This window comes from Geitlerinema sp. PCC 9228 (genome assembly GCF_001870905.1).
GTDB lineage: Bacteria > Cyanobacteriota > Cyanobacteriia > Cyanobacteriales > PCC-9228 > PCC-9228.
Genome location: NZ_LNDC01000159.1, coordinates 1 through 13,135 on the forward strand (window position 1 = coordinate 1; position 13,135 = coordinate 13,135).

The 13,135-nt window shown below is 50.4% G+C and carries 11 protein-coding genes; 4 read left to right on the forward strand and 7 right to left on the reverse strand.

The window, feature by feature from the left end:
• Positions 1–262, reverse strand: a 262-nt coding sequence (locus AS151_RS22605) for a hypothetical protein (RefSeq protein ID WP_211517635.1), incomplete at its 3' end; no start/stop codon positions are given.
• A 109-nt stretch (positions 263–371) separates the two neighbouring features.
• Entirely contained in the window at positions 372–1,169 is a 798-nt protein-coding gene (locus AS151_RS17040) for a sigma-70 family RNA polymerase sigma factor (protein ID WP_071518266.1), read from the reverse strand.
• Between the two features lie 392 nt (positions 1,170–1,561).
• Here AS151_RS17040 and AS151_RS17045 point away from each other — a divergent pair, with 392 nt between their 5' ends.
• Positions 1,562–2,521, forward strand: a complete 960-nt coding sequence (locus AS151_RS17045) for a cobalamin-binding protein (protein WP_071518267.1) — start codon at positions 1,562–1,564, stop codon at positions 2,519–2,521.
• A gap of 170 nt (positions 2,522–2,691) precedes the next feature.
• Complete coding sequence (locus tag AS151_RS17050; RefSeq protein ID WP_071518273.1) at positions 2,692–3,567, forward strand: tetratricopeptide repeat protein; 876 nt, start codon at positions 2,692–2,694, stop codon at positions 3,565–3,567.
• Positions 3,568–3,774: 207 nt separating this feature from the next.
• On the opposite strand, the gene AS151_RS17055 is transcribed toward AS151_RS17050, so the two are convergent.
• A complete protein-coding gene (locus AS151_RS17055; RefSeq protein WP_071518268.1) occupies positions 3,775–5,724 on the reverse strand; it encodes a PAS domain S-box protein in 1,950 nt (649 codons plus the stop codon).
• 379 nt (positions 5,725–6,103) lie between these two features.
• On the reverse strand, positions 6,104–6,886 hold the full coding sequence (gene pgeF / locus AS151_RS17060; protein ID WP_071518269.1) for a peptidoglycan editing factor PgeF: 783 nt from the start codon (positions 6,884–6,886) through the stop codon (positions 6,104–6,106).
• A gap of 137 nt (positions 6,887–7,023) precedes the next feature.
• Between pgeF and AS151_RS17065 the strand changes: the two genes are divergently transcribed.
• Both AS151_RS17065 and AS151_RS17070 read left to right on the forward strand, forming a co-directional pair.
• Positions 7,024–7,836, forward strand: a complete 813-nt coding sequence (locus AS151_RS17065; protein ID WP_244533063.1) for a biotin--[acetyl-CoA-carboxylase] ligase — start codon at positions 7,024–7,026, stop codon at positions 7,834–7,836.
• Between the two features lie 132 nt (positions 7,837–7,968).
• Positions 7,969–9,273, forward strand: a complete 1,305-nt coding sequence (locus AS151_RS17070) for a M23 family metallopeptidase (protein WP_071518270.1) — start codon at positions 7,969–7,971, stop codon at positions 9,271–9,273.
• Between the two features lie 339 nt (positions 9,274–9,612).
• On the opposite strand, the gene AS151_RS17075 is transcribed toward AS151_RS17070, so the two are convergent.
• The 3 genes from AS151_RS17075 to AS151_RS17085 all read right to left on the reverse strand — a co-directional run.
• Complete coding sequence (locus AS151_RS17075) at positions 9,613–10,749, reverse strand: L-dopachrome tautomerase-related protein (RefSeq protein WP_084639683.1); 1,137 nt, start codon at positions 10,747–10,749, stop codon at positions 9,613–9,615.
• Between the two features lie 31 nt (positions 10,750–10,780).
• Positions 10,781–12,049: an FGGY-family carbohydrate kinase gene (locus AS151_RS17080; RefSeq protein ID WP_071518271.1), complete on the reverse strand. Its 1,269-nt coding sequence runs from the start codon at positions 12,047–12,049 to the stop codon at positions 10,781–10,783.
• 43 nt (positions 12,050–12,092) lie between these two features.
• Positions 12,093–13,135: M23 family metallopeptidase (locus AS151_RS17085; protein ID WP_211517636.1), on the reverse strand; the 1,043-nt coding region annotated here is incomplete at its 5' end.

A 13,135-nucleotide genomic window follows, 5' to 3' on the forward strand; every position in this document is an offset into this window, starting at 1 on the left:
GGGATGTTGGTTTGAGTTTAAATTCGTAGCTGAGAGTCAACATAATGAACAAAAATAGGTTTACGCCTGCTTTTCTAGATGCTAATACATTGACTTGATGGTGACGGCGGCTCAAACCGCACAAATCGCTTTTCCTCCCGGCTGGGAAAGAGGCAGAGCTTTCAAGCTCCCGTCTTTTTTCGTAAAAAGCGAGGCACACACTTCGATAGCCAAACCAAGCGTGGAGACCGGACGTACTATCCGTACCATCCGTATTTTCCACGGGCAGACCAATTTCCTTGCTAGCATCCAACACTGCTATTATATAGGTTTCTCGTCCCAGGGGAAGGGGTGATTCCCCTCAACTTGGTGAATGATAATGGAACCTGTAGCTATCCACTGGCTTGCGCTTCTGGGGATTCCGGTGCCGATTGGAGAACGTTGGTCAACTCGAGAATACCTTTTTGCAGGCGTCGAGTCATGGTCATGGGGCTAACCCCAACGAGTTTGGCTACTTGCTTGCGCGATAGCTGTTGGTAAAAGACCAATTCAATCGCTTCCCGGCTTTTATCTTCCAAACGGTTTAAAGCCACTGCCAACGCTTGTCGTTCTTCTTGAATTTGCTGCCAGTTTTGTTCTTTCTCATCGAGTAAAATATCTTTGAGGGTCGTCGCGCTATCGTCTTGTTGGGTAATGGCAGCATCCAGACTCAGGGGCATGCAATTTTGCGTGGCCAGTTGGCTTTCTTGCCACTCCGACAAAGAAACTCCTAAAGCATTGGCAATTTCTTCGTCGTTGGGACGCCAACCGCGTTTGGCTGCTAGGGAATTGCTCACCTTTTGCCCGCGCCGTTGTAATTCCCGCCAGCGACGGGGGATTTTCACCGTGTGGCCGCGATCGCGCAGGTAATGGAGCATTTCGCCGCGAATGTAGGGAACGGCGAAGGAACTAAAGGCACAACCTGTGGTAGGATCGAAACGCTCGATGGCACGTATTAAACCCAAGTAACCAATTTGTTCGAGGTCCTCGTAAGGTTCGCGGCACTGTTGGTGAATCCGGTGGGCAACCTTGCGAACCAGACCTTGATGTAGGCGTACGAGTTGGTTGCGGGTGTGGACACTGTGGGTTTGTTGGTAGCGGACCAACAATTCCATGCTTTGGGTGTGTTGTACGGAACTAGAAGTTGCCATTTTTCCTCTCCTACCCCACTAACAACGGATTTTTTTAGGGGCGATCGCAGGTAAATTGTTCGATTTACTTTTATTCTCCTCAACGAAGTTAGATGTCACTATCGTTATTTCACGGAACTTCTAGCCAAATTTAAGTGGGTAGGGCAGAAAACTCCGTACAAACACGCAAAAGGGAAGGGAGGGGGCGGCTGTCAGAGGGAATGGTGATGGGGAAATGGGGGCACGCAAACCAGAAAGGGAGACGATCGCCAAAATAGGTGGCTTGGCCATCTCCCCATGGAAGGACACAACAGCGCGTCCGTGCCCGATTGGGCTGTTATTTGCTCAAAAATTCGTTACACTAGCTAACAGAAGGTTTTTTTTAAATCGTAGAGACATTAACCAGGTGGCCTATGAGCGATCGACGAGAACCAAGGCTTCGCATCGTTTCCTTATTGCCGAGCGCTACCGAAATCGTAGCTTGTTTGGGGGAAACCGATTCTCTGGTAGGGCGCTCCCACGAATGCGACCATCCGGCGCAGGTGCAGCAACTGCCGGTTTGCACGCAACCCAAGCTGGATCCGAAAGGAAGCAGTGCCCAAATTCACGCACAGGTGGAACAACTATTGCAATCGGCTTTGAGCGTCTATCAAGTTGATGTGGAATTGCTCAAACAACTGCAACCTACCCATATCATTACCCAATCCCAGTGCGATGCTTGTGCGGTTAGCCTAGCAGATGTGGAAGCGGCGGTGGGAGAATTTACCGGCCATCAACCGCAAATTGTTTCTCTAGAACCACATACTCTAGCAGATGTGTGGCAGGATATCAAGCGGGTAGCAGCTGCTTTGCAGGTTCCCCAAGCAGCTGAAGAAGCGATCGCGAGCTTGCAAAGTCGCGTAGATGCCTGCAAAGATGCCACCGAAGACCTGCCTACCGAAGAGCGACCCCGGGTGGCCTGCATTGAATGGACAGAACCCCTGATGGCAGCAGGCAATTGGGTGCCAGAACTGGTACGATTGGCTGGCGGACGTCCGGTTTTAATGGAAGAAACGGGCAAACATTCTCCGTGGGTGCAAATGGAACAACTCCAGGCAACCGACCCCGATGCGATCGTCTTCATGCCCTGTGGCTTTGGGTTGGAACGCACCCGCGAAGCCGCCCTGCCTTTGTTAGACCGTCCGGAATGGAAACAACTATCCGCCTTGCAACAAGGACAGGTATACTTTGTGGATGGCAATGCCTACTTCAACCGTCCCGGTCCGGGTTTGGTAGAATCCATTGAAATCTTAGCAGAGATTCTCCACCCACAAATTTTCCAGTTTGGCTATCAAAACCAAGCTTGGGAAGCTGCTTCCTTAGTAGCCGTATAAAATCAAAGCGTGGAAACGTGGGCAGTCGGGGAGCATGGATTGGGGAAGTTTGGGTCCCCCCTTCATGGTCCCCATTCTCTCCCCTCTATCCCACCAAAACGGTCAAAAAATCAAAGAAACTGCTAAAGTAGATTAGGCTCGTACAGTTGCCGTTTTTTGTTAAAAGAATCGTGATTAAGCGCATTTCCCTCTTATCCCTTTGCTTGAGTTTGGGTCTTTTGGGAACCACCCCCGCCGCCAAAGGACAAGCTTTATTGCCCTATGTTCCCCAGCTCGATACTGAGAATTTACAAAAACAAGGTTTGGCGCTGGCGGAAGAAGCCGCTCAGTTGGCTCGATTTCAACAATACGAGTCGGCGTTGCAACGAGCCCAGCTGGCCACGCAACTAGCGCCAGCTAGTGCCGATGCTTGGGGATTGTTGGGTAGGTTGTATTTGGAAACCGACCGGATAGAGCGCAGCATCGAGGTATTGAAAAAAGCGCGGCGCTTGGATTCGGAAAATGCCCGCATCCTATTTGCTTTGGGGTCGGCTTATTTCCGCCAAAATACCTACGATAAAGCGGTAGAAACGTTAGAAGCTGGTTTAAAAGTCGAACCGGAAGTCCCGGGGGCTTTGTTCGATTTGGGAAATGCTTACTATATGATGGGCGAGTATTCTCAAGCGATCGCGAAGTATGAAGAAGCGTTTGCCATCAACGACCAGTTCTGGCCAGCGATTAACAATATTGGTTTGGTGAAATACGAACAGGCGGATGTAGAAGCGGCTTTGTCCAAGTGGCGTCAGTCCATGTCCATCGAACGGGAAGCGGCGGAACCGCAACTGGCGATCGCCGTGGCGTTGTTTGCCCAGGGGAAAAAAGAACAGGGACTTGCCATGGGAGAAAGTGCCCTGCGCCTCGACGGTCGCTATGCCAATATAGAATTTTTAGAAGAAAACCTGTGGGGCGATCGCTTGCTAGCAGATACCAAAGAATTCCTCAACCATCCCCGCATGCAAGAAGTGATTGCCAAAATCGACACCAGCCTGGATTCGGAATTCCCCTAAGAATTTTTGCGGGCGTTCCCGGCGCGATGGTGGCGCTAGCAGATTGCGGCCGGTCTGGCGGTGCACCCGATTGGGTCGTTCCCGAATCGGGGTTTTCCACAGGAAAGCGCATTTTGCTTTTCCAGCCAAGGATCGGCTTTTCCACAACTTTTCCCCAAGTTTTTCCACAATGCCAACCGCTTTTTTCCACAAGAGGTTAGCATGACGTTAAGCGGTTGCATCTTGTTGGTGGGTCTCCTGTGCTGAATCGGGCAATTGCAAAGGAATCTCCACCACAAATTCTGTTTTTAAGCCAGCTTCCTCTCCTTCCAAAGCCCGGTGGTACAGCCTACCCCCATGTTTTTCCACCACAATTTGATAGCCAATAGACAATCCCAATCCCGTTCCTTTCCCCACCACTTTGGTGGTAAAAAACGGATCGAAAATTTGTTCGCGGACGTTTTCCGAAACGCCACAGCCATTGTCAGCCAAAGCGATGGCAACGCGATTTTTGCAGACATACGTACGAATGCGAATGGTCGGCGGCGTACCATCGGTTTCAGCGAGGGAGGTTTTGCGTTTTTCCTCCAAAGCATCGCAGGCATTGTTCAACAAATGGGTAAACACTTGGTTGAGTTCCGCCGGATAGCATTCCACCTGCGGTAAGTCTTCGGCATAGGACTTGAGAATGCGCACGCCCTGCATGTGCGGGGTTTCTTTAAACCGATACTGCAACACCATTAACGTATTGTCCAAACCTTCGTGGAGGTTGGCGCGTTTGATGCGAGTGCGGTCGTGGTGGGAAAAATTCCGCAGGGAAACCACAATTTCGCGAATTCTCTCCGCCCCTTCTTGCATGGATTCCAGCAGGCGTGGGGCGTCAGTGGCAATAAATTCCAGGTCAATTTGTTCGATGGCGGTTTCAATTTCCGGTGGCGGACAGGGATACTGTTGCTGATAAACGCGAATCAGGTGCAGCAAATCTTCGATGTAATGGCGGGCATAATCAATGTTGCCATAGATAAAACTGATGGGGTTGTTAATTTCGTGAGCCACGCCAGCCACCAACTGTCCCAAACTGGACATTTTCTCTGTATGGATTAACTGTCCTTGGGTGCGTTGTAGCTGGTAGAGGGTTTTCTCTAGCTGTTGTGCCTGTTCTTTTAAATAAGCTTTGGATTGGCGCAAAGCCTCTTCCGTACGCTGGCGGCTGCGAACTTCTTGTAACAAGCGGGCGTTGGTTTGGGAAAGTTCGGCGGTACGTTCTTCCACTTGTTCTTCCAAATCTTGATAGGCTTGTTGCAGTTCGGCTTCGGCACGCTTGCGTTCGGTAATATCCCGGGTAACGACGGAAAAACCCAACAGTTGTCCTTCCGCGTCGCGAATGGCGGTGACGATGACGTTGGCCCAAAAACGCTGTCCTCCCTTGCGCAGACGCCAGTTTTCGTCTTCAAAACGTCCTTCAACGGCAGCGGTATGCAGAATTTTTTCGGGACGCTTTTTTTCGATATCTTCGGGGGGGAAGACGATGGAGATGTGCTTGCCAATGGCTTCGTCGGTGCTGTAGCCGTTGACCCTTTCGGCACCGGCGTTCCAACTGATAATATACCCGCGCTCGCTCAGCATGTAGATGGCGTAGTCTTTGACATTTTCCATCAGCAAGCGAAAATGGGCTTGTGGGGTATTAAATTCGCGCCGAATTTGGTTGGATGTGGCGTTTTCGCCGTTGGCATGGCTGCTGAGGTCGCACCAAGGGTGTTCTCCCAAATCCCGAACCACGGCATATAATTGTTTTTCTGACTGGGCATAGGTGACTTTCCACCAAAACCAGCGATAGGAACCATCCCCACAGCGCAGGCGAACTTTGTAGGTCACTACTTCAGTGCCGTTGGCGATCAGTTTGTGCAGTTCGTGCAAGATAGAACCACTGTCTTCTGGGTGTATCCATTCTAACCAAGGCTTGGACATCAGCGTCTCGACGGACCATCCCAAAACCTCACTCCATTGGGGATGGAGCATTTGAAAGTATCCAGTCGCACCGATTGCGCAGAACAATTGCGATGATAGGGCACTGAAACGATCGAGGTCGATCGGAACGGACTCAGATGGCGCTGGCGTACGATGAGGTTGGTAGTATAGGAATTTGGTTTGGTTGGATTTACCGACCATTTGAATCATATATTTATCTTATTTTGTGCTGGAACAACAAGAACCGTAAAGCCAACGTTCGCGATCGCTGTGGGGCAGAAACTATCAATATCGCCTTGGATGGGGGATAGGATGGTTCGGTCTGTATTCGATGGGATTGGCCGTTTTCTGGGTTATATATGCACCCTACAATACAATGGACCCAGTTGCCGATACTTGATGGCCTCAAAAACCAATGCCAAGGACACCATCGCCGCAGTACGGTCGCGTGTTGGAGTAGAAATCCCTAATGTTACTTCGGCAAGAACATTTAATTAAACTATAACATTAACGTGGAGGTAGCCAAATTTTTATTAACACCGTTGTACTTTCTTGTATTTTTTGTTACATTCGCCCGTCAAGCCGGTGGTTAGGGGGGGAAGGGGCGAGCTACAATGCCCGACCACTGCACCTGGGATTGTCCGCTGCGGCGGTAGGAAAAAAAATAGTTGGAAGTTTGATAGGTACAATAGGGAGCGATCGCGATTTGTTCGCAGCGAATCCCGCACTGAACGATTTGCGTGGCGATCGCTTGGCGAATATCCAAACGCATTTTCCCAAAGGTGGCATCCGCAAGCACCACCGGCGAGGAAAAGGGGACCCGTTCGCGAACCCCCCAGGTAGCCAACATGGTTTTGGCATCGGTAGCGGCGGGGTTGAGAGTAGCACATACTTGGGCCGCCACATCCACAGAAACTTGATAGACCGAACCGCCAATTGCCGGCCCCAGGGCAAACCGCAAATCCTCCAAGGAACTTCCCTGCTGTTGTAAACCTGCGATCGCACGGGGGACAATCTGCGCCGCCGTCCCGCGCCAACCAGCGTGAATTGCCGCCACCACCCCCCTTTGGCGATCGCCCATTAAAACCGGGGTACAATCAGCCGTACAAACCCACACCGAAGTTCCTGCCGCCGTAGCCATCAAACCATCCGCTTCGGGAAACGGTGGCTGGGTGGGGAGTTCGGTTAAAATACGGTTGCCGTGAACCTGCCGGCTGCGGGCTGCCGTGGCCTGCGGGTCTAGAACCTTTACCAACTCCGCGGGCATTTGCGGGTCAAACTGCCTGGTGAAAAAGCCGTGGGGCCAATCAGCCAGCAAACTACAGCTCAAATAGGGAAGTTGGTTCCAATAACGCCAGTACCAAACTTGCATCGACAATAGAAGGTAACGCCAAAAGTTGCTGGAAAACGGCTTGCTAGCTCCCCGTCCAGTCTACATGAACCGAAAGTTATGAAAAGAAATTTTTTATGATACTGTAATAAACGGTAACGTTAGACACAGCCATCGCGTTGACAATTTTTCCCTCCTCCCACCACCTGAATTTTGCCGTCGAAGCACATCTCCCTATCGGGGTTCGCCATCAGTATCCCCTGTTGCCATGGCAAATTTTTTGGTATCCCAAACTCGCTTCCACCAACCAAACCCTGTGGGATCATCTCTGTCAAGGGGCAGCAGAAGGAACAGCGATCGTAGCCGGTCAACAAACTGCTGGCAGGGGACAGTGGGGACGCCAGTGGCAGTCTAACACAGGGGGATTGTATCTTTCCCTAGGGCTGACTCCCCATACAGCCGCCGATCGTACCCCCCAACTTACCCTGAGCAGTGCCTGGGGAATTGCCAGTATCTTGCGGCAAGCAGGGGTGCCTGCAGCGCTCAAATGGCCCAACGATTTGGTTCTGTACGGAGGCAAATTGGGGGGAATCTTAACCCAAACCCGAATCGCCAACGGAAAAATCGTACAAGCGGTGGTCGGCGTAGGGATAAACTGGTCCAATCCAGTCCCCGAGCCGGGAATTTCCCTGGCAGCTTGCTGGTCGCAAACCTCTTGGCGTCCCATTGATTCGTTGGAACAACTGATGGCGGCAACTCTGGTGGGGTTGTCGGAGGGATACCAACGCTGGCGTAGCGGCGAGGTCCATGCCTTGGTTGCCGATTACGAATCTCTCCTGATTCATTTAGGAGAAACTGTAGCGATTAACGGTAGGGATGCAACCGTCGCTGGCGTTACGTTGGGCGGACAATTGCGCGTGCGTTGGTGCGATGGTTCGCCGGCAGCAGAAACATATTTGCACCCCGGTGAAGTCTCTTTGGGGTATGCTTAAAGGTTGGTTGGCCTGTTTCCTAAGATGCACCCGTTTGGCAAATCATGGGAAATAGGACCCTCTTTTTACCTTTAAAGTCAAAAAAGTCAAGTATTGTCCCATCGACCGACGATTAGTAGGTAGCAGCTTTTTATGGATTCCCAACATAGTAAAAACGACCGTCTCTTTTGGTGGCAGCAAGGTTTATCTTGGATTGGCAGTATAGGAATTCTTAGCAGCGGTATGGCGATCGCAGTGCCGGAACCTTCGACCCAGGCAGCCGATTTGCTTTCCCAGGCAGAATCGACCAGCAATGTGGTTGCCAACTCAAAATCTCCATCGCCAGCCATCGATACCCTGCCCAACCCCCAGGGGTCTACACCTAGTACGCCGGCAGCACGGCCAAAGCCACAAACCCCATCGGCGACAGGGTCTCCCACACCAATACCACCAGAGACAGCTCAAGTAGAACCGACCTTACCGGACTCGACCAACCAAACTGATGCGCCTTTGGTCCTTCCCCATCCCCAACAGCAGGGTGACCGCCAGCTATCCTACAACAATAAAAATCAATACATTGATTCCAGCAACGATTTCAATTTGGGAGCAACGACCAACCAGCAACAGCCTGCTGCAGATAACGTGCAGGTGGTGATGGAGGAACGTTCCACTGGTTGCGAACGAGTGGTTAATAAAGGAGATGTGGTTTCGGGGAAATTTTGCCCGCCACCGCCAACGCAACCAGCTGCGATCGCGCGCCACCCCCAACCTCGGTACAATCGGCAACCAACAACCCCTCGCTACCGGCAAACCAATGCTGCCATTAGAAATCGCCAGGCAAATCGCGATCGCAGCGTTGACAAGCGCACGGTGGTCCGCCACAGTTATTACGGACAACAGGCGTGGGAAAATATCCAAAATCTGAAGATGCCGGGAAATGACAATACGTCTATGTTATTCCCGCTCTCCATCCCGGCGACCATTACCTCCGTGTTTGGTTGGCGAACCCATCCCATTTTCGGTGAAGAACGCTTCCATACGGGTACGGATCTTGGCGCACCGCAAGGAACGCCGGTGGTCGCTGCTTTGGGCGGTCGCGTCGCCCAAGCTGGTTGGATTAAAGGATACGGACTGACGGTGATTTTGGAACATTTTGACCGCCACAACCAGCCCCAGGAAAGGACGCTTTATGCTCACTTATCTCGCCTGTGGGTAGAAGCTGGCGACTGGGTAGAACAAGGAAGCGCGATCGCGCAGGTGGGGAACACTGGATATTCCACCGGTCCTCACTTGCACTTTGAATGGCAACAAGCCACCTCAGAAGGTTGGCAAGTGGTTGACCCCGGCGACCAGTTGGAGTACAGCTTGGCTAATTTGGTGCGCTATTTTGAAGACCAAGTGGCGCAAAATCGTTCTGATGAAGCTGAAGCGGCTACGGAATCGCCAACTGCTGGCTAATTCCCGCATTTCTCAGTTTCCCTTTCCCCCCTGTTTTTTCAGGGGGGCACCAAGCGATCGCTTTTGCAGTGAAATTTTTTTTTCACAATCTCCTTAAATATGGTATTTTATAGATAGACGCTTCTAGATAATGGGAATAGACGAAATTTTAAAATTGAACAAACCAATCCCATTATCTATACTATATGTCAAAAACTCCCCAAAATCAAGAACTTGGGTTAAATAATTCGTCTTGTAGTAACCGTACATCGCTCATGTAGACTCGATAGTTGTGTATAGCGATATGCGGTTTCGTTTTAGTTGGCTTGCTGGTTCTAAGCCAGCAAAAATCTCCACTGGCTAACGAGTCTCGATCGCGCTTTCAGCGGGGGGAAATCGCAGCAAATAAAAAGGTGGTGTTGCCTCGTTTTCGCCAGCGTTTAAAACAGCAGAACGATGGAGTTGATTGGAAACGGTATAAACGTAATTATCGTTCCCCAGGCTAAACGCATCCACCCAAGGAAGTTTTTTGTCGTCGCGAAATAAGAGTTTATAGGTGCGATCGCTTGTGATAACCCCAATCGCATTTTCCGACAAATCGCCCAAATAAATATTACCAGCCGTATCCATAGCAATACCGTCACAAATTGGCTTATCACTATAGCGTTCCACCCGTGCCGCCAGTTGTTCTTCCCTCAAACTGGCATCGCGCAAATCAGCAGAACGAAGGCGATACATGCTTGTACCATGCATAGGACCAAAATACAACCACTCGCCAGCAGCATCCAAGGCAATGGGATTGACGCCAACTTTTGGTTTAACCACGCTGCCGTCGGGTAACTGTCGCTGTACCGGTTTGCCGTCAATAACCAGTTCCACATCTTCGGGAACCACGCTTTGGTGACCTTCCAAAACCCGACGTGCCATCCCCGTACGGGTATTGACAACAATCAGTGCAGCGTTATCGCCACCGGCTGGATCGGCAATATAAATGTAATTTTTATCTGTATCTACGGCTAAATCGTTGATAAAAGCATTTTCTGGTGTAATGGGAGAAGGAAGGTAAATAATATTCACCAAGCGATCGCCCTGGCTATCCCAACCCACCAATTTGGGAATGGAACCATCTCGCAAACCGTTATCCAGCATCCACACAATATCGTTGGCATCCGTTTGAATTCCCAAAACTGCATCCAAAGCTACGCGATTGAGGTCGTTTCCTTGCGACCAAGCTTTATTGGGAAAAGGAAGCAACGCGCCATTGGAAAAAGCTTCCACCACACGCAATTCCGGTTGAAAAAACTGATGCAAACTCAGAAAAATGCGGTTTTCGGAATTAAGAGCAATATTGCCAGGTGCTTGTGAGAGTTCGGTGACAACTTCTAGTTTCGACGATGATGTTTGCGATCGCGCGTTTGATTGGTTCAAACCACCGAAACCAATCACCAGAATCAAGGCTACCGCTATTAGCAGGAAACGGCGTAGATTTGCAGGCATAAAAAGCAACGGAGAAATCGATGGTTGTATTTTAGCTCGAACCGTTCTTCATAGCTAGCAACGCCGTTCCATAAGCCGCTTCCGTTTCTGCAGAAGCCACCACCGGCACTTGCAAATATTGCTGGCGTAGCTGCGACCAATTCTGATTGCTGGCACCACCGCCGGCGGTATAAACTTTCCTCACTGGGGTAGCGCCTAGCTGCTGCAAAAGCTGGTAGCCTTGTTTTTCGACGCGCGCAATCCCGTCTAAAATACCGTGGAAAAAGGCGAGGCGCGATTCTGGTTGCGGTTCTAGTTGCGGTTGCAAGTTGGGGTCGTTGATGGGAAAGCGTTCCCCTGGTTCGGGTAAGGGATAGTAGTTCAGATTGCTGGGTTCTACAGGGATTTGATAGCTGAAAGCGGCGATTTCTGCATCGCTGAAGTATTGTTTGAGAACGGCACCACCGGTATTGGAGGCACCGCCAGCCAGCCATAAATCTCCCAGGCGATGGCTGTAAATGCCGTAGCGAGAATCATCTACGCGCTGCTGGCTCAGGAGTTTGATGGCAAGGGTAGAACCTAAAGAAGTCACGGCTTCTCCAGGTTGTTGGGCACCGCTAGCAAGAAACGCAGCAATGCTGTCGGTGGTTCCGGCGCATACGGTACAGTTGGCAGGGAATTGAAAGCGATCGCTGATGGTTTTCCTTACTAGCGCGACCTTACTTCCCGGTGATACGACATGGGGAATGACTTGGGTCAGGTGAGAAGAGAATCCTTGCAGCAACCAGTCGGGATAGGCTTCGCTGCCGGGGTCGTATCCCAGTTTTAAGGCATTGTGGTAGTCGCTGATGCCTAACCGACCGTGCAGGAGAAATCCCAGCCAATCGGCTTGATGGAGGAGGTAGCGGCTTTGCTGCCAGATGTGGGGATAGCGATCGCGCCACCAAAGCAGTTTGGCAAGGCTGGAGGTAGCGCTCAAAACGGGATGCCCCGCCGGTGCCACTTCGCGAATTTTTTCGACCATATCTCCGGCGCGGCGGTCGTTGTACAAAATGGGTTCGGTGAGGGGAGAACCGCTTTGGTCGCACAATAGAACGGTTCCGGAGGTGCCGTCGAAAGCGATCGCGCTAATTTCTTTTCGTAGGGAAACGGGGATTTGCTCGCATAATTGGTACAATCCTTGTTGCCAGCGATTGCTGTTATTTGAGGAGCTATTATCCCACCAATTTACGCTGGTTTGATGGGCAATCGTGCCGTCAGAATCAATAGCAATAGCTCTAGCACCTGATGTTCCAAAGTCGATTCCCAAGAAAAATTTCATAAAGTCAGGGTTTAATTTCCTAAAAACACCTTTCAATTATCGTTTAATAACCGGAGCTGGCAACAGTAGACGGGGTAGAAGTATTATTTTTTCCTTGAGCCAAGGTAGTTTGAGACCAACCCAAGTAATAAATGGGATTCACCGCCTCCCCTTGATGATAAATGGCATAGTGCAAATGGGGCCCTGTAGAACGACCCGTACTTCCTACATACCCGATTGAGTCTCCCCTGCGAACGCGGGTACCTTGCCCAACCAAAATTTTTGATAAATGAGAATAATATGTGACATATCCAGACTCATGTTGAATTTGAACCTCATTGCCGTACCCGCCATTCCTACCTGCTGCTACAATAATACCCGGCGCGGTAGCGCGTACGGGAGTACCATAATCTCCAGCAAAATCGATACCATCGTGAAACTCATACCGATCGTAACCAAAAGGATTGCGGCGAATGCCAAAATGGGAGGTAATTTCTGCTGCCGTATCGATGGGAAGTCCCCATGGTTGGATCGCTTCCGATGCTAGCTTGGCGGTTAAAGCTGGCTTGACAGAATCTTGGAATTTGGTGGTCAGCAACGACAATCGCCGGCGAACTGTCTTCAGCAACTGTTCTGTTGGTATGGATTTGGCACTGCCGCCGCTATTTTCGGCAATCTGGAAATTCGTAGCTACAGGGGGTCGATTGTGCAAACCCGATCGCTCCCGTAGTTGATTGACTTCCGCCTCCAAATGAGTAATTCGTTCGGTTAATTGTTCGGCTTCTTGCTGTATGTTTTGGTAGCGAGCTTGTTGTTGTTGGGATTCTAGCTGCCAAAAATGCATCCTGGTACCCAACATGGAGAAAGCTAGCAACAACAACCAAAATACAGTATTTTGCAAGCGCGATAGAGGAGAAATTTTTTCGAGGTTGGTTTTGGTTGGCTCTTTTTGGGAGAAATATAGTTCCTTGCACTTGGATAGTTGGCAAAGTAAGTTGGTAGCAGGAAAAGCAGATATATGATTTTTTTTATAGTTTTTTGATGATACGATGCCATTCCCATCCGTTGCTGGTTTGGAAATTTGCTTTCTGAGCACCACAAGGGCTT

What these genes read in the sequence shown, in the direction of transcription:
- AS151_RS17040 (WP_071518266.1), bottom strand. Translation starts at nt 1,169, where the DNA reads ATGGCAACTTCTAGTTCCGTACAACACACCCAAAGCATGGAATTGTTG.
- AS151_RS17045 (WP_071518267.1), top strand. Translation starts at nt 1,562, where the DNA reads ATGAGCGATCGACGAGAACCAAGGCTTCGCATCGTTTCCTTATTGCCG.
- AS151_RS17055 (WP_071518268.1), bottom strand. Translation starts at nt 5,724, where the DNA reads ATGATTCAAATGGTCGGTAAATCCAACCAAACCAAATTCCTATACTAC.
- pgeF (WP_071518269.1), bottom strand. Translation starts at nt 6,886, where the DNA reads ATGCAAGTTTGGTACTGGCGTTATTGGAACCAACTTCCCTATTTGAGC.
- AS151_RS17070 (WP_071518270.1), top strand. Translation starts at nt 7,969, where the DNA reads ATGGATTCCCAACATAGTAAAAACGACCGTCTCTTTTGGTGGCAGCAA.
- AS151_RS17075 (WP_084639683.1), bottom strand. Translation starts at nt 10,749, where the DNA reads ATGCCTGCAAATCTACGCCGTTTCCTGCTAATAGCGGTAGCCTTGATT.
- AS151_RS17080 (WP_071518271.1), bottom strand. Translation starts at nt 12,049, where the DNA reads ATGAAATTTTTCTTGGGAATCGACTTTGGAACATCAGGTGCTAGAGCT.